Raw genomic sequence first — 20,644 nt, 5'->3', positions numbered from 1 at the left:
GCCGTGTCGCCGGCGGCCGTCCCGGGGAACAGCGCCCGGGCCGCCGATGTTGCACCCGCCGTGGACCTCCTCGACAGCATCGTGATCGGCGCCGGCCAGGCCGGGCTCTCGAGCTCGTACCATCTGCGCCGCCTGGGCATCCCGCACCTGGTGCTCGACGCCGACGACGCTCCGGGCGGAGCCTGGCAGCACCGGTGGGATGCGTTGACGATGCAGGACGTGCACGGCGTCGCCGAACTGCCCGGATCCGTGCCGCCCCCGCGCACCAGCGCGCGGGCGAACACCGCGGTGCCCGCCACGTTCGCCGCCTACGAGCGCGAGCACGAGCTTCCGGTGCGGCGTCCCGTGCACGTGGACCGCGTGACGGACGAGGACGGGATCCTCGTCGTGCACGCGGCCGAGGGCACGTGGCGGGCGCGCACGCTGGTGAACGCGACCGGCACCTGGACGCAGCCGTTCCTCCCGCACTACCCGGGCATGGAGACCTTCCTCGGCGAGCAGTTCCACACCGTCGACTACCCCGGGCCCGAGCACTTCCGCGGCAAGCGCGTACTGGTCGTCGGGGGTGGAGCCTCGGCCGTGCAGTTCCTCGGAGCACTCGCCCCGATCGCCGACGTGCTGTGGGCGACCCGCCGGCCACCGGTCTGGCGCACCGACGACTTCACCCCGGAGGCGGGCGCGGCCGCGGTCGCCCTGGTCGAGCAGCGCGTGGCGCGCGGGCTCGCACCGCAGAGCGTGGTGAGCGTCACCGGGCTCATGCTGCGTCCGCAGGAGCAGGAGGCGGCCCGGCTGGGCGTGTACGACGCGCGGCGACCGATGTTCCAGCGCATCGAGCCCGACGGCGTGCGCTGGGCCGACGGCTCGTTCGAGCGGGTCGACGCGATCCTGTGGGCGACCGGCTTCCGGCCGGCGATCGGCCACCTCGCGCCGCTGCACCTGCGCAGCGCGCTGGGCGGGATCCAGCTCGATCACGACGGACGCGGCACGACCGCGGTGAAGGATCCGCGGATCCAGCTCGTGGGCTACGGTCCGTCCGCCAGCACGATCGGCGCCAACCGGGCCGGGCGCACGGCCGCGCGCGGCGTGCAGCGGTACCTGAGGACGCCGGCCCCAGCGCTCGACGCGACGGCCTAGGGCGGGGCGAGGGAGCGGCGGTTCAGACCGCGGTCCGCACGGAGCGCGGATGCGCCGATGCCGCCCACCACAGCACGAGGGCGGCCGCCGTGGTCCCGAACCACAGCCACGACAGTGCGCTCGCCGGCCAGCCGGTGACGAAGAGCCCGAGGAGCAGGGACGCCGTGGCGGCGAGCCCGATCGCGAGGAGGGTGGTCAGCACGCGCAGCGCTCCGCGGACCGGTCGTCGTCGCCAGGCCAGCGCCGTGGCGCGGGCTCCCGAGGTCAGCAGCGGGACGAGGCCGAGGGCGAGGACGATGACCGCCGCGCCGGCGAAGACCGAGACGATCGCGGCCGCGCTGACGGCGGCCGTCGCGAGCAGCGAGAACAGCACGGCGCGTCCGAAACCGACCGCCGGTACGGCAGCGCCGGGTCCCGCCTCGCGCACGGCGACGGCCAGGCCCAGCACGCAGGCCGCGAAGGACGCGACGGCTCCTGCGATCAGGGGCGCCGGAGCGGCCGGAGAGGGGATCAGGGCGACCAGGGCCGCCTGGATCGCCGCGACGCCGACCACGGCGAGGGCCGTCCGCAGCAGGCGGCCCCGGGAGCGGGGCGCGGTCATCCGGCTTCTCCCGCCGCGCGATCGAGGAGGTCGGTCAGGGATCCGGAGTACACCGTCTCCCCGCCGACGACGACCTCGATGTCGGGCGAGGTACCGCGCGAGATCGCGCTGATCTCGCGCCCGTCGCTCGCGGTGCCCGTGCAGGAGACGGTGTCGTCCGGCTTCTGCTCGCAGGTCGGCGCCGAGCGGACCTCCACCTCCGCCTCCACGAGTGCGTCGAGCGTGCCGAAGCGCACCGCCGCGAGTCGGTCGCCGCCGACCGGCGCGAGCGCCTGCGCCTGCGAGCAGCCGGTCAGGCACAGGCCCGCCAGCACCAGCACCACGGCGGCGCGGGCGCGGAACGGGCGCGGCGACCGGCGCCTCATGCGCGGAGCCTCTGCTCGTAGGCGAGCATGCGGGTCTGCTCCGTCATGCGCTGCGCCTCGAGCGCCGCGTCCGAGATCGTGGACAGATCGAAGGGGGCGGGGAGCAGCAGCTCGACGTTGCGGTCCAGCGGGGAGCCGCGGCGCATCGTCGGCGACTCGGCCCAGTCGTTGAACGAGAACTCTCGTGCGCGGGAGGCCAGGTCGGCGGAGGAGCCGCCGGATCCGGGCCTCGCGTCCGACGCGTGGTCGAGCACCGTCGCGAACAGGGAGAGCGTGCCGTCGCGGTTGTCGACGATCTCGATCACCTGCTGCTGCTGCGGGAAGTCGATGCAGGAGGCGGTGGTGATCTCCCAGAACCCGCCCGTGGCCGAGGTGTGCGCGAGGACCTGATTGAGATGGGTGTGCCCGTTGAGCCAGCCGACCGCGACCGGATGGCGCAGCATCACGTCGATGAGCGCATCCGCGCCGTGCAGCACGCTCGTGTCGCCGGGGCGCTGGGCGCGGTTCTCCAGGGTCAGGCTGTTGTGGTGGCTCATCACCAGGACCAGGACGTTCTCGCGCTCGGCGCGTGCGAGCTCCTGCTCCAGCCAGCGCAACTGCACGTCGGGCACGGCGCCGTCGGGTCCGGCGACCGCGTTGCAGGTGTCGAGGCCCAGGGCGCGCACGCGCGGGCTGAGATCGGCCTTCCACCAGGTCTCCCCGGTGTCGAGGTTGTGCTGGGTGAACCCATGGCCGACCGGCCCCGGGTTCTTCTCCGTACGGAAGTGCTCGGCCATGAACTCGCGCTGCTCGAACAGGAAGCGCTCCGGATTCGGCGGCACCGTGCGGAACCCCGGCCTGCCGAGCGCGAGGCCGAGGCCGTCGATCATCTGCTGCAGCAGTCCGGTCGACGAGGCGTATCCGCCGAGCGCGGTGCCCGCCGTCGCCTCGAGCGTGTACGCCTTCTGCCCTCCGGTGGCGAGCGCCCGCAACTGGGGCGTCAGCCCGAAGGTGCCCAGGAGCAGGGTGTCATGGTTGCCGTACACCGCGTACCAGGGCGCGGGGAGCCCGGGAGACGGCACCTTCGAGGCGATCGCATCGGCGAGGAGCGTCGGGAGGCGAGGGAACCCGTAGTCGCCGAACGCGCCTCCGCGGGGGTCGCCGGGCCGGTACGCCCAGGTCGCCTCCGACCACGCCTGCACGCCGCGGTAGGTCGCACCCGCCGTCGCGGGATCGACGGCGAGCCCGTCCATGAGATCGATGTACCAGCGCAGCTCGAGGTGGGAGTGCATGTCGGCGCTGTCGCCCGTGACCACGGCGGCGCCCATCGGGGCCCCGGTCACGGCGCTGTAGCGCGCATCGGAGAACGCGCGCACCATGGCGGCCACGGTGTGCGGGCTGAGCGGATCCTGCGGGTGGAACGCGGATCCCCAGGCCGAGTGGTCCTGCGTGATCATGGGCTCGATGCGGCCGGGGGACTGCGCGTCGATCACGTGCAGGTCGGAGAGGTGCCCGAGATAGAGCAGCGAGCGCCGGGAGGTCTTCCGCGCGTCGTCCGCGACCCGGCGCAGCACGTCGAAGCGGGGGAGGTGCGGTTCGCCGGGCCCCGTCGAGAGCCGGCGGTAGCTGCCCTGCACGACGGGGCCGCGCAGGATGGTCTGCAGCAGCGTGCTGGGTGCCTCCTGAGGCGGACCGGACAGTCCCGGGGCAGAGCGGACGGCAGACGGATCCGCCGTCGCGAGCCGCGGCCCGAGCGCGTCCAGGGGCAGTCGGGAGGCGGCGGCCAGCATCGTCGCATGCGCGAGGAAGTGCCGTCGGCTGAGACCGGGCATACGGGCGCCCTTCGGGGGAGGGAACGTTCGCAGGAGGAACGGTTGACTCATCCTGGCGGGGGAGACGCTCCCCGCGCAAGCGTCGAGCGCCGGAGCGGGCGCTCAGCGGATGATGCGGATCGATCCGGTCGCGGTCGAAGGAGACGCCGGCCGGGTGATCCGCAGCGCGTCCGCCAGGAGCGCGCCGACCTTCGTCCCGATGCACAGGCTGATGAAGACCATCGGTGCGGCTGCGAGAGCCGCGGCGTCGAAGGATGCGAGCGCGACGAGGCCGACGGTCCCGGGGACGAGGAGCAGGAACGCCGGCTGGAAGGAGACCGTCGCCGGCACCGCCAGCGTGACCCGCTCCAGCACGCGGGCGGCGAGGAAGAGCAGCCCCGCCGTGATCCCGGTGGCGATGGTGCTGCCCGTGAACGGGCTCAGCAGCATCAGCGCCGCGTACGTGCAGATCATGATCACGACGGTGGCGATGGTGAGCCGGAACCCGGATCCGAAGCTCAGGCCGATCCCGACCGCGAGCACGACGACGCCGACCCAGCTCCAGGCCAGGGGCGGCACCGCCTCCCAGCCGCCGTGCCCGGTGACGAGCGAGGTCTCGCCGACGAGGGCCGCGGACCGCGGATCCACCCGCAATCCGGTCGCGGCCGCGCCCGCGAAGATCCCCGCCGCCATGAACGTCAGCATGATGAGCCCGTACACGAGGCGGGACGCTCCGGTCACGATGTCGGCCGCGGTGAGCTCGAGCAGCGCATTCGTGATGAGCGCCCCGGGAACGAGCAGGGCCACCGGGGCGCACACGGCGAAGAGCGGTACCGCGCCGAAGTCGAGCCGGTCGGCCACGACCCCGACGACGAGCGTCGAGATCAGCGCCGCCACGAAGGGGACGACGGCGGCCGCCGCCCGGATGCGCTCGGTGAGGAGGACGATCGACGCCACGAGCGCTCCCACGAGCAGCGCCAGCACCACCGCCCACCAGGGGCACCGGAACAGCACCGCGAGTCCGGCGGACAGGAGGGCGCCGCCGAGTGCGGTCTGCAGCGCAGGATGGCGGCGTTCCAGACCACGGATGTGGGAGACGTGCGCCGGGACCTGATCCAGGGCGACACGGCCGGCCTCGAGCCGCCTCGCCAGGCGCGACGCATGCGCGGTCTGCCGGAACGTGAGTCCCGGCCCGCCCCCCGCGGCGATGGTGGTCGCGCGCGGAACCCCGGGGCGGCTGACGAAGACGTGCTCCGGCAGCACGGCGAACGCGAGTTCCGTGCCGGGGACGACGGCGTCGCGTGCGCGTTCGAGGGTGCCGCGCACATCGGTGACGGACACTCCCGCATCGAGCAGCAGCGCACCGAGGTCGCCGAGCGCGACGTCGGGGGAGACGGGGTCGGTGGGAGACATCATCAGAAATCGTAGAACCTGCGGCCGTCCTCCCGCGCTCGCGCGCCGGCGTCCGGGGCAAGCGCGGGGCGGATCAGACCGCGGGCTCCTGCCAGGCCTCGAGGATCCTCGCCCGGAGCGCGTTCCCGCGCTCGGCGAAGCCGCGCTGCCGGCGCACATACTCGGCCTTGCCCTCGGCCGTCTCGATCCGCACCGGTTCCACGCCCCAGTCCGACAGATCGTAGGGCGCCGCCTCCATGTCGAGGACGCGGATGTCGCGGGCGAGCTCGAACGCATCCAGCAGCAGTTCGCCCGGCACGAGCGCGCCGAGCTTCATCGCCCATTTGTACACGTCCATCCCGGCGTGCAGACAGCCCGGCTGCTCCAGCTGCGGCTGGGTCTCCCGCGTCGGGTGCAGGCGGTTGCGCGGCACGGCCTCCGGGGTGAAGAAGCGGTAGGCGTCGATGTGCGTGCAGCGCAGCTCGCCCTGTTCCACCACGGCGTCGGTGCCCGCCTGGCCGAGGCGCAGCGGCACCGCGTGGCGATGCTCCGGGGTGCGGTAGACCATGGCCCACTCGTGCAGCCCGAAGCAGCCGAACTGCCCGGGGCGCGCGGCGGTGCGGGCGAGCATCAGCCGTACCAGCCGGGCGAGCTCCGGTTTGTCCGCGGCATGGGCGGCCGAGTCGGGTGCGTACGCCGCGTCCCCGGAGCCCGGTGTGGGGGAGTACCAGCGCCATCCCGCGCGCTCGGGCGCATCCTGAAGCACGACGCCGGCGCCGGGATGCCATCGGCGCAGCTGGGCCGGCTTGTAGCCGTAGTAGGTGAAGAGGAAGTCGTGCACGGGGTGCTTCTCGCGGCGGGCCTGCCGGGCGCGATGCGCGGCGGTCAGGGCATCGGCGCGTTCGGCGTGGGCGTCGGCACGCGCGCTCCAGGTCGCACGGTCGAGCACCGTCCCCGGCGCGTCCGTCCGGGTGGCGGCCGCCGCACCGACGGCGGGCGTCATGGCTCGGAGCGGACGACGCCGGCGTCGATGAGCTCGTCGAGGATGCCCGCGCCGTCCTCGGCGCTCACCCAGGGGGCGAGGTCGTCGGCGTCGCTCGGGTCGCCGTCTCCGCGTCCCGCGGCGCGGCGCCCGGCGAGCACGCCCTCGGCGGGGAGGAGACGGCGGATCGCGACCGCGGCGACGTTCTCCGGGTGCTCGACGAGGAACTGCCCGTAGATCGCCTCGTCGTGCTGGCCGTCGTCGCCGATGAGCAGCCAGCGCACGTGCGGGAACTCCTCGGCGAGCCGGGAGAGGTTCCGCAGCTTGTGCTCGCGGCCGCTGCGGAACCAGCGCTCGTGCGTCGGCCCCCAGTCGGTGAGCAGCATGGATCCCGCAGGGAAGAGGTGCCGGGAGAGGAAGCGGTTGAGCGTGGGCGCCACGTTCCACGCCCCCGTGGAGAGGTAGATCATCGGCGAGCCGGGGTTGTCCCGCATGAGCCGCTCCAGCAGCACCGCCATGCCGGGGACGGGCGTGCGGGCGTGCTCGTCGACGACGAACGAGTTCCATGCGGCGATCAGGGGGCGCGGCAGGGCGGTCACCATGACCGTGTCGTCGACGTCCGAGACCACGCCGAAGCGCACGTCATCGGCGACGACGAAGACGCGGGCGGGGATCGGATCCTGGCCCTCGACCGCCATGTCGACCTGCTGCCATCCACTCGGGAGGTCGGCCTCGATGCGGCAGTCGATCACGCCGCCGCGGTCGGCCGGTACCTCGTGCGTGCGGCCGGCGACGGTGATCGTGACGGTCGCGAAGCTCACCGGGATGCCCACGAAGCTGCGCCAGCCGCGCACGCTCGCATCCTTGCCGCCGCGCCGCGTCTTCGGCAGGATCAGCACGCGTCCGACGACGCGGATCCACCCGGGCCCGCCGTAGCCGGGGAAGGGGACGACGGTCGCGGTGCGACCGCGCTTGCGGGCACGCCGTTCGCGCCACGCGTGGAAGCGGTGCTCCAGGCGGGCGAACCAGTGGATCCGCTCCGGTCGGGATGAGGACGAGGGCATAGCTTCCCTAGTCTTTCATGCCCGTCCGGTTCTTTCATGCCGATCGCAGGATGTGCACGGGGGTCCGCGGGAACCCGGCTCCGCGCAGGCTGGGATAATCTGGAGGTTGCCCTGTTCCGGGCATTCTTCTCCCCTGCCGCAGAGAATGGTCGTCGCGTTGTCTGAGAACCCGTCCCACCCCGCCAGCCCGTCGAAGGATGACGAGTCGCTGTCGGTGCACGAGCTCCAGAGGAAGTGGCAGACCTACTGGGCGGAGAACGAGACGTTCACCGCCGGCGGCGCCGACGACGTGCGCCCGCGCAAGTACGTCCTGGCGATGTTCCCGTACCCGTCCGGCGACCTGCACATGGGCCACGCCGAGAACTACCTCTACAGCGACATCGTGGCGCGCTTCTGGCGTCACCGCGGGCACAACGTGCTGAACCCGATCGGCTGGGACTCCTTCGGACTGCCCGCCGAGAACGCGGCCATCCGGCGCGGAGCGGATCCGCGCGAGTGGACCTACCAGAACATCGCCCAGCAGAAGGCGGGCTTCCAGGCCTACGGGGTCTCGTTCGACTGGACCCGCGAGCTGCACACCTCCGACGAGGAGTACTACCGCTGGAACCAGTGGCTGTTCCTGAAGCTCTACGAGCGGGGCCTGGCCTACCGCAAGAAGAGCCCGGTGAACTGGTGCCCGAACGACCAGACGGTGCTGGCGAACGAGCAGGTCGTCGACGGGCGCTGCGAGCGCTGCGGCGCCGAGGTCGTCAAGAAGAACCTCACCCAGTGGTACTTCCGGATCACCGACTACGCCGACCGTCTGCTGGACGACCTGAACCAGCTCGAGGGCTTCTGGCCGCACAAGGTGCTGCAGATGCAGCGCAATTGGATCGGCCGCTCGATCGGCGCCGATGTGGACTTCGCGATCGAGGGCCGCGAGGGCGTGGTGACCGTGTTCTCCACGCGTCCGGACACCCTGCACGGTGCGACCTTCATGGTCGTCGCGCCCGACTCGGACCTGGCCTCCGAGCTGGCCGCCGGCGCGTCCGAGGACGTGCGGATGCGCTTCCAGGACTACCTCACCCAGGTGCAGAAGACGAGCGAGATCGACCGTCAGTCGGCCGACCGGCCGAAGACGGGCGTGTTCCTCGACCGCTTCGCGATCAACCCGGTGAACGGCGAGCGTCTGCCGATCTGGGCCGCCGACTACGTGCTGGCCGACTACGGCCACGGCGCCGTCATGGCCGTGCCCGCGCACGACCAGCGCGACCTCGATTTCGCCCGCGCCTTCGACCTGCCCGTGAAGGTCGTCGTGGACACGACCGCGCCGATCACGGGTGCGCTGCCGGTGATCGAGGTCGACGAGGACGGCGTCCCGATCGAATCCCTCGACTCCCTCGACGACCAGCACCCGGCCAAGACCGGCATCGCCCTGACCGGCGACGGCCGCATGATCAACTCGGGCGAGCTGAACGGACTCTCCAAGCGCAACGCGATCGCCCGTGCGATCGAGCAGCTGGAGGCGGCCGGCACCGGGCGCGCTGCGAAGAACTACCGCCTGCGCGACTGGCTGATCTCGCGTCAGCGCTTCTGGGGCACCCCGATCCCCATGCTGCACACGCAGGACGGGGAGATCGTCCCGGTGCCTGAGGACCAGCTGCCCGTGCGGCTGCCGAGCGTCGAGGGCCTGGACCTGTCGCCGAAGGGGTCGAGCCCGCTGGGTGCGGCGGAGTCGTGGGTGCGCACCGTCGACCCGACGACCGGCGAGCCGGCGCTGCGCGACCCCGACACCATGGACACGTTCGTGGACAGCTCGTGGTACTACCTGCGGTTCCTCTCGCCGAACAGCGACACGGTCGCCTTCGACGTGGACGAGGCACGCCGCTGGGCTCCGATCGACGCCTACATCGGGGGTGTCGAGCACGCGATCCTGCACCTGCTGTACGCGCGCTTCATCACCAAGGTGCTGTTCGACATGGGCCTGATCGACTTCACCGAGCCGTTCTCCAGCCTGATCAACCAGGGCATGGTGATCCTGGACGGCGCCAAGATGTCCAAGAGCAAGGGCAACCTGGTGCTCTTCCAGGAGGAGCTGGACGCCTACGGCGCCGACGCCCTGCGCGTGGCCCTGGCCTTCGCGGGTCCGGTGGAGGACGACAAGGACTGGAAGGACGTCTCGACGACGGGCGCGCAGAAGTTCCTGGCCCGCGCACTGCGGGTCGCGCATGACGTCGCGAGCCCGGTGGACGTGGTCTTCGACGGCGGCGACGCCGCCCTGCGCCGGGTCACGCACCACCTGCTGGCCGACGCGCCCGCCCTGGTCGAGCAGACCAAGTTCAACGTCGTGGTCGCGCGGCTCATGGAGCTGGTCAACGCGATCCGCAAGACGATCGACACCGGCGCCGGCGCGGCGGACCCCGCTGTGCGCGAGGCCGCCGAGACCGTCGCCGTGATCCTCGACCTGGTGGCCCCGCACACCGCGGAGGAGATCTGGGAGATCCTCGGGCACGAGCCGTCCGTGGGACTGGTCACCTGGCGTCAGGCGGATCCGCTGCTGCTCGTCGAGGACACCGCGACCTGCGCCGTGCAGGTCAACGGCAAGGTGCGCACCACCCTCGACGTCCCCGCCAGGATCGGCGAGGCCGAGCTCGAGGCGCTCGCGCGGGCGGACGAGAAGGTGCAGCGCGCTCTCGAGGGCAAGGAGATCGTGCGCGTGATCGTGCGCGCCCCGAAGATCGTGAACTTCGCCGTCAAGGGCTGAGTCCGTGCGCTCCGGGGGGAAAGGAGCGCGCGCCCTCCGGGTGATGCGGCGCGTGCTCGGCACGGCCGTCGTGGTGGCGGTGCTGGCCGGCGCCGGGCTGCTGCTGGCATGGCAACTGCCGCGGCCGATCAGCACCACCAGCCCGGTCGGTGCGCTCTGGCACCGGCACGGCGACGAGCTGGGCGCGGCGTGGAATCGCGAGACGTGCACGAAGGGCGTCTGCTCGCAGGACTACCGGCGCGGCTCGATCTATGCGGGTCCCGCGGGCTTCGCGCAGATCGTGCACGACGACGCGGTGGGCGAGGCCTTCCACGATCTCGGCGGCGTCGAGGTGCTCGGCCTTCCGATCGCGGCGGAGAGCGGATCGCGGGATCGGCCGTGGCAGGCGTTCCAGCGGGGCGGGGTCTTCGCCGCCGATGGAGCGACGACCCTCGTCCGCGGCCCCTTCTGGAGCTCCTGGCTGCGGTACGCCCACGAGCGCGGCGGCCTCGGCTTCCCGAAGGGCCCGGCGCACTCCGACCGCCGCGGTACCCGCGTGCAGGACTTCATCAACGGGACGATCTACCTCCGTTCCGGTGTTCCCGTGCCGACGATCTCCGACATCGCGGCGGCCCATCGTCGCGCCGGGGGAGCCTTCGGCACCCTCGGCTACCCGAAGAGCACTCAGCGCGCGGTCGGCGACCGTCTGGTGCAGGAGTTCGACGGCGGCGAGGTGTGGTGGTCCTCCGGCACCGGCGCCGTCTCGGTGCAGGCCGCCTTCCTCGCCGCATACCGGGACCGCGGCGGTGCCGGCGGATGGCTGGGCCTGCCGACCGCGGAGGCGTCGCGGCTCGAGGGCGGTGCGATGCAGTCGTTCCAAGGCGGCGCGCTGTACCGGACGGACGGCGAGGACGCGATCCGGGCCACCACGGCGGGCGACATCCAGAACCGCTACGAGGAGCTGGGCGGGCCCGAGGGCGAGCTGGGCCTGCCGACCGGGGACAAGGTCGACGTGCCCGGCGGGCGCTACCAGAGCTTCGCGGGCGGTGTGCTGCTGTGGCACGAGGGCGCCGGCGTGTTCCGCCTGGACGCCGACAGCTTCGCGATCTGGTCGGCGGATCCTGCCCGGTTCGGCTGGCCGGCGAAGGACTCGTGGGCCGACGACCGCGGGACGCACCAGGTCTGGGAGAAGGGACAGACCGTGCTGCGCTCGGGACGGCTCCTCACGGTTCCGACCACGCCGGTCGACGCGTCGACCGCGGTCCTCCTGTGCGACTCGCAGTGCAGCGGCAACTCCTGGATCGAACAGGGCGCGCGCGGGGCGGGGTTCGCGAACGTCGTGAAGTTCGGATTCGGCGGGTCCGGGTATCTCGCCCCCATCAGCGGGATCGGGGCGGGGTTCACCGAGAGCGTGTCGAGCAACCGTGTCCTGCTTCCGGAGGGGGATCCCGGCGCGGTGATCATCACTCTCGGGGGCAACGACGCCGCGCAGAGACGACCGGTCGCGGAGGTGACCGCGGCCGAGGAGCAGCTGATCGGGCTGCTCCGCCAGGCCTACCCGAATGCGGCGATCGTCGTGAACGGCGTCATGAGCCGCAGCGATGCGGCCCATGCCGCGCGCCGGGCGATGGACGCCGCCGTGACCGAGCAGGCCCGTCGCGCCGGAGTGCACGCCATCTCGGTCGCGGGGTGGGTCAGCGACTACTCGGCCCCGCAGGCCGACACCGTGCATCTCACCCCTGCGGGGCACGACAAGATCGCCCCGCACTACGCCGAGGCGCTGCGCGCGGCGCTCGGGCGCTGAGCCGGAGGCCGGGCTCGGATCAGAGGCGCTCGAGGGGGTTCGCCGCGAGCTTCCCGATCAGCCCGCCGTCGACGAGCCGCCGGGCGTGGCTGTGCGGCTTGCGCTGCGACTGCGCGCTCACGCAGGTGCCGAACTCCTCGGCGAGGTCGAGGCGGGGATACGCCGCGAGCACCTCGCGGCGGAAGTCCACGGGGATCTCCTCGTCGCGGCGTCCGGAGATGTCCAGCCCGGTCGCCGTCTCCAGCAGATAGCCCTCCGGATCCACGGCCGGATCCACCGACGGCCAGTTGTGCCGGACGATGACCTCGTTCACGCGCAGGCGGCGTGCGGCGGGCCAGCCGGCGCCGGCGGTCAGGGCCTCGCCGACGAAGCCGCCGGCCTCCTCGTACCCGAGCAGGTGGTTGTCGTACGCCGGCGCGAGTCCGATGTCGTGCAGCAGCGCGGCGGTGTAGAGCAGTTCGTGGTCGATGCCCGTGCGTCCCTCGATCACCGCGAAGGCCTCCGCCCAGAGCCAGCTGCGCTGCACGTGGTTGCCCAGCCCCGGCGAATGGAACTGCGCGACCAGTTCCCGGGCGCCCCGGGCGGCTGCGGTGTCCGGCGGGAGGAAGTCGTGCAGGCGCATGGAGGGCTCCGGTCGTTCGCGGGAGAGGCGAGTGGGATCAGCGTATCCGGTGGTCGGACGGGCACGGCCTCTCTCCCTTCAGACCTCCCGCAGCGCTCGCCCCCAGGCCTTCCGAGGATCGTGCACGGCCACGGCGAGGGTCGTGTCGGACTGCCCGTAGTAGGCGAACCACGTGCCCCGGAACTTCACCAGCCCCTCCACGAACGTCACGTTCGACACGAGTCCGTGCGTGTCCTCGAAGGTCTGCGGCTGCAGCCAGGGTTCCTGCATGCGGGCGATCACGGTCGTGGGATCGTCGGGGTCGATGGCGATCTGCCCGCAGCGGTAGTCGACGTCGACCGTGCCGTCCTCGTGCACCAGGCGGGTCGCACCGTTCGTGAGCATGACGAGCAGTCCGTTGTCGGCGAGCACCGGGGACGTGCCGATCTCCACGAGGGCCTCGTCCCACGTGCCGGGGGTGGGCGAGTACATCGGCTCGGTGTCCGGGGTGCCCGGGGTCCAGTGGAGGAGATCGTCGCTCGTGGCCCAGTAGATCGCCCCTTCCCCGAAGTACATCCACCATTTGCCGTGCATGCGGCGAGGGACGATCACCCCGGCCTTGGACCAGTTGAATCCGCGGGGATCCACGGTTCTGAACGTGTCGAAGTCGTCGAACAGGGGGCCGTGCTTGGTCCACGTGCGCAGGTCCGTCGACGTGGCGAGGCACAGCTGCGCGCTGCGGCGATCCCACCCCGTGTAGGTGAGGTAGTAGGTGCCGTCGATCTCCGCGATGCGGGGGTCCTCGCAGCCGAAGCGCTCGTAGTCCTCGGACGGCGACAGGAGGGGAGCGTCCTCGCGGGTGAAGTGGATCCCGTCGCTCGAGCGGGCGAGGCCGATGTGCGAGACGATGTCCTCCGCATGCGCGCGGTACAGCAGCAGCACCTCGTCGCCGACGACGAGCGCGGCGGGATTGTACAGGTTCGAGGACTCCCAGCTGTCGCCGCGCGGGCGCAGGATGGGGTTGCCCGCGTAGGGCGTGAACGGTCCGAGGGGGAAGGCGGCGCCGGTGAACATGGGGCCCTTTCTGCGTCAGCCCTTGACGGCTGCGCCGAGGTCGGTTGCGGTGAAGAAGCGCTGGAAGACGACGAACAGGACGACCACGGGCAGAGCGAGGGCCGTGGCCCCGGCCAGGATCGCGCCGTTCGGATTCGCGGTGGACTGGGCGACGTTCGAGATGTAGTTGGCCAGAGACACGGCGAGCGGCTGCAGGGCCGCGTCCTTGGTGATCAGGAAGGGCCAGAGGAACTCGTTCCAGGGTCCGATGAAGGTGACGAGGATCACCGTCACGAGCACGGGGCGGATGAGGGGCACCGCCACGGATACGAGCGTGCGGAGCTCGCCGGCGCCGTCGATGCGCGCCGCCTCGAAGATCTCGGCGGGCAGCGAACGGAAGAACTGGGTGAAGATGAAGACGGCCGTCGTGTTGATCGCGAACGGCAGGATCATGCCCGCGTACGAGTCCCCGAGCCCGTAGCTGCGCGTGATCTGCACGTACAGGGGGATCATCAGCAGCTGGAACGGGACCATCTGCACGAGCATCATCAGCACCCAGAGCACCCCGCGGCCGCGGAAGTCGAGCCGGGCGAGGGCGAATCCGGCGAGGAGGCCGAACACCACGGTGCCGAGCAGGACCCCGCCCGTGAAGATGAGGGAGTTCGCCAGGGAGCCGAGCAGGTCGATGCGCGAGTCGATGCGGACGAAGTTGTCCCAGGTCCACCCGCCCGTGGGGATCAGGGATGCCGGGGAGTTGGTCGGGTTCTCCTGGAACGCTCCGACGACCATGAAGTAGAACGGGAAGGCGAAGGCGATCGCGGCGACGGTGAGCAGGGCGATGCTCATCCATCGGGCGGGACGGCGGGTGTGCATCATCTCTCCCTCGTGGCTCGGCTGGCGACCAGGGACAGAGCCCCGACGAGGAGCACGAGCAGCATGCCGATCGCCGCCGCCGTGTCCGGGTTCTGCTGCTGGATGCCCTGCTGGTAGATGAGCAGGACCGGAGTCGTCGACGCCCCGTCGGGCCCGCCGCCGCTGGTGAGCAGGTAGGGCTCGGTGAACAGGTTCGCGCCCGTGATGATCGAGAGGATCAGGACCAGCGCGGTGGCGTTGCGCACCCCGGGCACCGTGACGTGGCGGAAGCGTGCGAGCACTCCCGCGCCGTCCGTCTCGGCCGACTCGTAGAGTTCCCTGGGCACGTTCTGCAGGGCCGCGAGGTACAGGAGGATGGAGAAGCCGAGCTGCTTCCACGTGACGTACAGGGCGATCATCGGCATCGCCAGGGCGCTGTTGACCAGCCAGGACGGGTGGGGTGCGAGCGGGCCGAGAACCGTGTTCACGAGCCCGTTCTTCGAGAACAGGAGCATCCAGACGCCGACGAGGGACACGCTGGCGGTGAGGTAGGGCACGTAGAAGGCGACCCGGTACGCGGCCACCCCTCGGATGCCCGAGTTCAGCGCGGTCGCGAGCACCATCGCGAGCACGACCGTCAGGGGGACGTTGATGACCAGGAACACCAAGGTGTTGCGGAACGCGTCCCACACCTTGGGGTCGGTCAGGACCGTCACGAAGTTGTCGAAGCCGACGAACGGCCGGTTCGGCTCGACGCCCGGCGCGGTGAAGAAGTAGTCGTGGAACGCGATGTAGACGGCGAAGGCCAGTGGATACGCGAAGATCGCGAGGACGAAGACGAAGTAGGGCAGCGCGAACAGCCCGCCGAGGGGCTGCGCACCCAGCAGACGGGTGCGCAGCCGTGTCTTGTGCGACATGGTCGGCTCGATCCGGCTCACTTGCTCACGAGCGTGTCGATCTTCTGGGACGCGTCGCTGAGGAACGCCGAGACGGGCTTCTTGTCGAAGATCACCGATGCCGAGTACTGATCCCGGAAGGCCTGCCATGCCTCGACGGAGTTGGGGATGCTCGGAACGTCCGCGGTGTGCTCGGACTGCGCGGCGAAGGCGACGTAGCTCGGGTTGGCCGTGAAGTACTCGGAGTAGGTCTTCGCCAGTCCCGTGCGCATCGGCATCTGACCGGTGGTCTTCAGCAGCAGTCCGTCGTTGTCCTCGTCCGTGGCGAACTGCAGGAAGGCCCACGCCGTGCCCTGGTTCTTGCACGAGGTGAACATCGACACGCTCTTCGAGTCGGCGAACGTCGTGGGGTTCGCGCGACCGTCGGAGGTGGGCACGGGCATGAACCCGACGTCGACCGTGTCCGCGTACGACGGAATGGCCCACGGGCCGGCGAGCTGCATGGCGGTGGTGCCCGCGGACATCGCATCGTCGGTGGAGGCCTCCTGGGGAGCGAGCTTCTGCGCGTACATCTCTGCCCAGAAGTCGGCGACCTTCTTGCCCTCGGCGCTGTCGAACGTCGCCTTGCCCTTCTCGACCAGCTTCCTGCCGTTCGTCTCGGCGAGGTAGAGCGGGTAGTAGTCGAACCACGGCTGGTAGAACTCGCTGGTCGGAGCCGGCCAGATCGCGCTCTGCACGCCCGAGGCGACGAGGGCGTGAGCCCCGGCGAGGAATCCGTCGTAGGTGTTCATGGTGGCGGGATCCACGCCGGCCGCGGCGAAGAGCTTCTTGTTGTACATCACCATGACGGGGTTGGACTTCCACGGCAGCTGGTAGAAGTGTCCGTCCGTCGCGTAGGCGTCGACGTCGCCGCCGCGTCCGGAGATGTAGTCCGCGCCGTCCTTCATCGTGTTGAGATCGACGAGGCCGCCCTGCTTCACCCAGCCGGAGACCGCGGCGGGAGCGATGTTGAACACGAGACAGGGAGCGGTCCCGGCGGTGATCGCGGCGGTGATCGCCTCTTCGGACGACTTCGCCGCCGGGATCTCCTGCGCCTTGACCTTCTGATCGGGGTGCGCCTTGTTCCATGCGTCGACCACCGAGTGGCCCCAGGCCAGTTCCTGCTCGTTGTTCGACAGCCAGACGTCGATAGGGCCGGTGCCGTCGGACGATTGCGCGGGGCCGTTGCCGGCCGAGCAGCCGGTGACGACGAGGGCCGCGGCCCCGATGACCGCCGCGGCGCTGAGCTTCTTCATGATGTCCTCCTTGACATGTCGGGGCCCGCTGCCGCGGGTCCCTGGGTGCTTTCGCGGAGATGGACCACGTTGCAGTCCACGACCTCCGTGCGCGGCTGGGCCCCGAGGATCTCGGCGCGGAGCAGGCGGGCCGCGGCACGTCCTCGGGCGGCCGGATCCGACGACACGCTCGTCAGCCCTGGCGAGAGGTAGGCGGACAGCTGATCGTCGTCGAAGCCGGAGATGGCGAGGTCACGGGGGATCACGAGCCCCTGTGCCCGCGCGTAGGAGAGGCCGGCGATCGCCATGGTGTCGTTCGAGTAGAGGATCGCCGACGGCTTCTCGGGGAGCGCGAGCAGCTCCGCGGTCCGTTCGCGACCGCTGCGCGCCGTGAAGTCGCCCTCGCGCAGCAGTGAGGCATCTCCCACGGCGCCGACGTATGCGGCCGCTCGCACGCGCGAGTGGACGTAGTCCAGCGGACCGGAGACATGCGCGATGCGGCGATGCCCCTGGGCCTTCAGATGCTCCACGATCTCGCGGATCGGCGCGCCGTCATCGGTCCGCACGCAGGAGAAGTCGTGGCGCTGATCGTAGGCGCCGACGATCACCGTCGGCAGATCCAGTTCCTCGAGCAGCGGCACGCGCCAGTCGTCCACCCGCAGGTCCAGCAGGATCGCGCCGTCGGCGCGTCCGTGCATCATCGTCCGGTAGGCGCGCTCCTCGGCCGCGCGATCGGGGACCACCTGGAGCATCAAGGCGGTCTCCGTCTCGGCGAGCACGGACTCGACGCCCGAGATGAACGCGGCGAAGAACGAGTCGTTCGCGATGACGTCCGGATCCCGCGCCAGCACGACCCCGATCGCGTTCGCGCGGCGGGTCGCCAGCGCGCGTGCGCTCTGGCTCGGAACCCAGTTCAGTTCCTCCGCGGCGGCGAGGACCCGGGCCCTGGTCTCCTCCGAGATGGGCCGATTGCCGCTGAGGGCGTGCGAGACGGTCGCCTTGGTGACGCCCGCCATGCGCGCGACGTCAGCGATCGTGGCCTTGCTCATGGCGTCCCCCTACCATCCCAGACCGTGCGGTTAACCGGTTTGATGCCTTGACGGTAAACCGGTTTGATTACCGTGTCAAGAAGCGGTGCCGGATCCCGCGGGCGGCGTTGATCGCTTTGCCGTGGACGCGATCCGGATCGCGGGAACCCCCGCGTCGGCAGGCCGGCGCTCGGGCCCGCGGCGTCCGAGGCTAAGTTGAGTGCGTGGCAGACAAGGTCGTCGATTCGTTCCTGGCCGAGGTGGCGCAGGCGATGCGCACTGATCTCGAGGCACTGGTCGGCGACCATGTGCGGCACCAGCTTGCGGCCTTCCCCGCGATCGCCACGGATCAGCCGCTCCTCACCCTGATGCGCTCCACGATCCGGGACACGCTCGCGACCGAGCTCGACCTCGTCGCTCATGGCCTGGATCCGATGGAGGTCACATCGCCGCCGTCGGTGACGACGTGGGCACGCCGGGTCGCGCAGCGCGGTTACCCGCTGAGCTCGATTCTGCGCGCCTATCAAGGCGAGCAGTCGCTGCTGATGCGTCAGTTCGTCGCGCGGATCGACGCGGCGAGCCCCTCCCGGGAACTGGCGATCTCGGGAGTGCTCCGGATCAACGAGCTGAGCGCGGGGCTGCATCAGCGCGTCTTCCTCCTCCAGATCGCGGAGACCTACGACGCGGAGATCGAGAAGCTCGCCCAGACGCGCGCAGCCACCCGCAAGGCGAGAGTGCTCCAGCTGCTCGCCGGCAGCGACGCGGACGCGGCGGATGCCGAACACGCTCTCGGATACCGGCTGAGCGGTCCGCAGCTCGGGGTGGTGGCGCGTCTGGCGGGCCCCGATCCCGATCCCGCGACATTGGCCCCCTCGATCAGCCGCTTGGCCTCCGTCGTCGGGACGCCCGCTCCGCTGATCACGCTCCAGGACGAGAGCACGGCGTGGGCATGGTTCCCCGAGCCCCCGGCGGCGGAAGCGCTGGTCGCGGCGGCCAGGAGCGCGGACCGGGAGACCGGGCTCCTGCTCGCGACCGGCACCCCGCGCACCGGTCTCGCCGGCTTCCGCCTCACCCATTCCGAAGCCCTGACGGCCTTCTCCGTCCTGGAGATCGCCGGGGCGGATGCGGCTCCGAACGCCGTGACCTTCGAGGACGCGGGCGTCGTCGGCATCCTCGCGCAGAACCTGACGGTGACACGCGCGTGGGTGACGTCGACGCTCGGGTCTCTCGCGGAGAACACGGCCGCCGGCGAACGCCTGCGCGACACCCTCGCCACGTTCCTCCGGCGGGAGCAGAGCTTCGTGGCGACAGCGGCGGAGATGACCCTGCACCGGAACACGGTCAAATATCGCGTCGATCAGGCCAAGCATCTGCTCCCCGCACCTCTCGCCACGCACCGGGCGGATGTGGAGCTCGCGCTGCGAACGGCGCGCCTGCTGGGCAGAGCCGTCCTCGTGGACGCGGAGCATCGCTCACGACGACCGGGTCGTGGCCGCACCGGTCGCCCGAAGCTCGCGTCGGAGGATCTTTCCTGAGGGGGACTTCGGAATCGCGGCGACGAACTCGACCGCGCGCACCTTCTTGTGCGGAGAGACCCGCGCGGCCACGAAGCCCATGATGACGTCGGCATCCACGTCGGCATCCGGCTGGCGCACGACGAACGCCTTCGGGACCTCCTCGCCCTCGGCATCCCGCACCCCGACGACCGCGGCGTCGGCGACGCCGTCGTGCGTGAGCAGCAGCGCCTCGAGCTCTGCCGGCGGCACCTGATAGCCCTTGTACTTGATCAGCTCCTTGAGGCGATCCACGATCGTGACGACTCCGCGAGCGTCGACCGTCGCGATGTCGCCGGTGTGCAGGAACCCCTCGGCGTCGATCGTCTGCCGCGTCGCCTCCTCGTTGCCGAGGTAGCCGGACATCACGTTCGGCCCCGCGCACCACAGTTCGCCCGGCGGACTGCATCCCTCCTCCGGCACGCGGATCTCCTCGCCGGTCTCGATGTCCACGAGCTTGCAGGTCATGTTGGGCACCGTGAAGCCGACCGAGCTCGGATCGACGTCATCGCGTTCGAACGGCACGAGGTGACTGACCGGTGCCATCTCGGACATGCCGTAGCCCTGCCGGATGCGGCAGGCGAGACGCTCTGCCACGACGCCGGCGAGGGCTCTGTCGAGCGGTGCCGCGCCGGAGAACACGGTGTGCACCGACGTCAGGTCGTACTCCTCGACGGCCGAGCCCTTGGCGAGCATCACGGCGACCGGCGGGGCGACCAGGAGCAGGGAGCACCGATGGGTCTCGATGGAGCCGAGGAAGGCCTGGATCTCGAACCGGGGCAGGGTGACCAGCGCGGCGCGGGCGCGGAGGGAAACGTTCAGCAGCATCGTCATGCCGTAGATGTGGGAGAACGGCAGGATGGCGCTGACGACGTCCTCTCGCGCGACGGGGAAGAGCGGCTCGACCTGACAGACGTTGGCCACGAGGTTGCCGTGGGTGAGCATCACGCCCTTGGGGCGGCCTGTGGTCCCGGACGAGTAGGGGAGGACCGCGAGATCGCCCGCCGTCACGGTGGGCAGGTCCACGACCGCGTCGCGTTCGGTGCGCGCCCGCTCCATGACGGAGTCGGCTCCGTCGAGCACGAACACACGATGAGGCGGAATGCCGGCGGAGGCGGCCGCGGCCCGAGCCGTCTCCGCGGTCGCCTCGGCGGTGAGCAGGGCGGACGCCTTCGCGTCCGTCAGCTGCGCCGCGCCGTCACCCGCCGTGCAGATCGCGTTCAGCGTGGTCGCGACGGCCCCCGCGCGCAGGATCGCGTGGAAGCCGACGCCGAAGCGGGGCGAGTTCGGGGAGAGCAGCCCGACGACGTCGCCCGGGCGGATGCCGTTCCGCGCCAGCAGCATCGCCAGCTCATCCACCTGCTCGCGCAGGCGGCCATAGGTGGTCCTGTCGCCCGAGGTCGCATCGATGAACGCGGTGCGTCCTTCGTCGGATCCTTCGAGGGAGGCGAACAGCAGGTCGTAGACGCTGCATTCGGGGATGACGAGGTCGGGATAGGGGCCGGAGAAGGGCATCTCTGTTCCTTTCGGTAC

The 20,644-nt window shown here is 71.0% G+C and carries 17 protein-coding genes; 4 read left to right on the top strand and 13 right to left on the bottom strand.

Annotated elements, in window-relative coordinates:
- Positions 1-60 precede the first annotated feature (60 nt).
- Positions 61-1,134 (top strand): flavin-containing monooxygenase, encoded by a 1,074-nt coding sequence (locus WFJ01_RS05885; protein ID WP_295033721.1) that lies wholly within the window; start codon positions 61-63, stop codon positions 1,132-1,134.
- 22 nt (positions 1,135-1,156) lie between these two features.
- Here WFJ01_RS05885 and WFJ01_RS05880 read toward each other — a convergent pair whose 3' ends face one another.
- The 6 genes from WFJ01_RS05880 to WFJ01_RS05855 all read right to left on the bottom strand — a co-directional run bounded on the left by WFJ01_RS05880 (position 1,157) and on the right by WFJ01_RS05855 (position 7,328).
- Positions 1,157-1,735 carry a hypothetical protein gene (locus tag WFJ01_RS05880; protein ID WP_336628508.1) on the bottom strand — a complete coding sequence of 193 codons (579 nt, stop codon included), beginning with the start codon at positions 1,733-1,735 and terminating at the stop codon, positions 1,157-1,159.
- A complete protein-coding gene (locus WFJ01_RS05875) occupies positions 1,732-2,100 on the bottom strand; it encodes a hypothetical protein (protein WP_336628507.1) in 369 nt (122 codons plus the stop codon). Before WFJ01_RS05875 ends, WFJ01_RS05880 begins: the two co-directional genes overlap by 4 nt.
- The gene (locus WFJ01_RS05870; RefSeq protein ID WP_336628506.1) at positions 2,097-3,911 is read right to left on the bottom strand and encodes a TIGR03767 family metallophosphoesterase; all 1,815 of its coding nucleotides are present in this window, start codon (positions 3,909-3,911) and stop codon (positions 2,097-2,099) included. Before WFJ01_RS05870 ends, WFJ01_RS05875 begins: the two co-directional genes overlap by 4 nt.
- A gap of 102 nt (positions 3,912-4,013) precedes the next feature.
- Positions 4,014-5,306: a threonine/serine exporter family protein gene (locus WFJ01_RS05865; protein ID WP_336628505.1), complete on the bottom strand. Its 1,293-nt coding sequence runs from the start codon at positions 5,304-5,306 to the stop codon at positions 4,014-4,016.
- A gap of 70 nt (positions 5,307-5,376) precedes the next feature.
- Positions 5,377-6,285, bottom strand: coding sequence for a 3-methyladenine DNA glycosylase (locus WFJ01_RS05860; protein WP_336628504.1), 909 nt, complete (start codon positions 6,283-6,285; stop codon positions 5,377-5,379).
- Positions 6,282-7,328, bottom strand: a complete 1,047-nt coding sequence (locus tag WFJ01_RS05855; protein WP_251441639.1) for an App1 family protein — start codon at positions 7,326-7,328, stop codon at positions 6,282-6,284. Before WFJ01_RS05855 ends, WFJ01_RS05860 begins: the two co-directional genes overlap by 4 nt.
- A gap of 145 nt (positions 7,329-7,473) precedes the next feature.
- Here WFJ01_RS05855 and leuS point away from each other — a divergent pair, with 145 nt between their 5' ends.
- Entirely contained in the window at positions 7,474-10,071 is a 2,598-nt protein-coding gene (gene leuS, locus WFJ01_RS05850; RefSeq protein WP_292885867.1) for a leucine--tRNA ligase, read from the top strand.
- A gap of 43 nt (positions 10,072-10,114) precedes the next feature.
- The gene (locus tag WFJ01_RS05845) at positions 10,115-11,854 is read left to right on the top strand and encodes a GDSL-type esterase/lipase family protein (protein ID WP_336628611.1); all 1,740 of its coding nucleotides are present in this window, start codon (positions 10,115-10,117) and stop codon (positions 11,852-11,854) included.
- Positions 11,855-11,873: 19 nt separating this feature from the next.
- On the opposite strand, the gene WFJ01_RS05840 is transcribed toward WFJ01_RS05845, so the two are convergent.
- The 6 genes from WFJ01_RS05840 to WFJ01_RS05815 all read right to left on the bottom strand — a co-directional run bounded on the left by WFJ01_RS05840 (position 11,874) and on the right by WFJ01_RS05815 (position 17,579).
- Entirely contained in the window at positions 11,874-12,476 is a 603-nt protein-coding gene (locus tag WFJ01_RS05840) for an HD domain-containing protein (RefSeq protein WP_336628503.1), read from the bottom strand.
- Between the two features lie 78 nt (positions 12,477-12,554).
- A complete protein-coding gene (locus WFJ01_RS05835; RefSeq protein WP_251441633.1) occupies positions 12,555-13,529 on the bottom strand; it encodes a glycoside hydrolase family 130 protein in 975 nt (324 codons plus the stop codon).
- Positions 13,530-13,544: 15 nt separating this feature from the next.
- Positions 13,545-14,381 carry a carbohydrate ABC transporter permease gene (locus WFJ01_RS05830; protein WP_374208765.1) on the bottom strand — a complete coding sequence of 279 codons (837 nt, stop codon included), beginning with the start codon at positions 14,379-14,381 and terminating at the stop codon, positions 13,545-13,547.
- Positions 14,381-15,277: a carbohydrate ABC transporter permease gene (locus WFJ01_RS05825; protein ID WP_336628502.1), complete on the bottom strand. Its 897-nt coding sequence runs from the start codon at positions 15,275-15,277 to the stop codon at positions 14,381-14,383. The genes WFJ01_RS05830 and WFJ01_RS05825 overlap by 1 nt, the downstream gene beginning before the upstream one ends.
- Positions 15,278-15,294: 17 nt before the next feature.
- Entirely contained in the window at positions 15,295-16,551 is a 1,257-nt protein-coding gene (locus WFJ01_RS05820; RefSeq protein ID WP_336628501.1) for an extracellular solute-binding protein, read from the bottom strand.
- Complete coding sequence (locus tag WFJ01_RS05815; protein WP_336628500.1) at positions 16,548-17,579, bottom strand: LacI family DNA-binding transcriptional regulator; 1,032 nt, start codon at positions 17,577-17,579, stop codon at positions 16,548-16,550. Before WFJ01_RS05815 ends, WFJ01_RS05820 begins: the two co-directional genes overlap by 4 nt.
- Before the next feature lie 203 nt (positions 17,580-17,782).
- On the opposite strand from WFJ01_RS05815, the gene WFJ01_RS05810 reads away from it, so the two are divergent.
- Entirely contained in the window at positions 17,783-19,093 is a 1,311-nt protein-coding gene (locus WFJ01_RS05810; RefSeq protein WP_336628499.1) for a PucR family transcriptional regulator, read from the top strand.
- On the opposite strand, the gene WFJ01_RS05805 is transcribed toward WFJ01_RS05810, so the two are convergent.
- Positions 19,031-20,626, bottom strand: a complete 1,596-nt coding sequence (locus WFJ01_RS05805) for an AMP-binding protein (protein WP_336628498.1) — start codon at positions 20,624-20,626, stop codon at positions 19,031-19,033. The genes WFJ01_RS05810 and WFJ01_RS05805 overlap by 63 nt on opposite strands.
- Positions 20,627-20,644 lie beyond the last annotated feature (18 nt).

The organism is Microbacterium sp. MMO-35, from assembly GCF_037147555.1.
Taxonomy (GTDB): domain Bacteria; phylum Actinomycetota; class Actinomycetes; order Actinomycetales; family Microbacteriaceae; genus Microbacterium.
The sequence above is the reverse complement of the archived record's forward strand: the minus strand, read 5'-3'. Positions and strand labels throughout refer to the sequence as shown.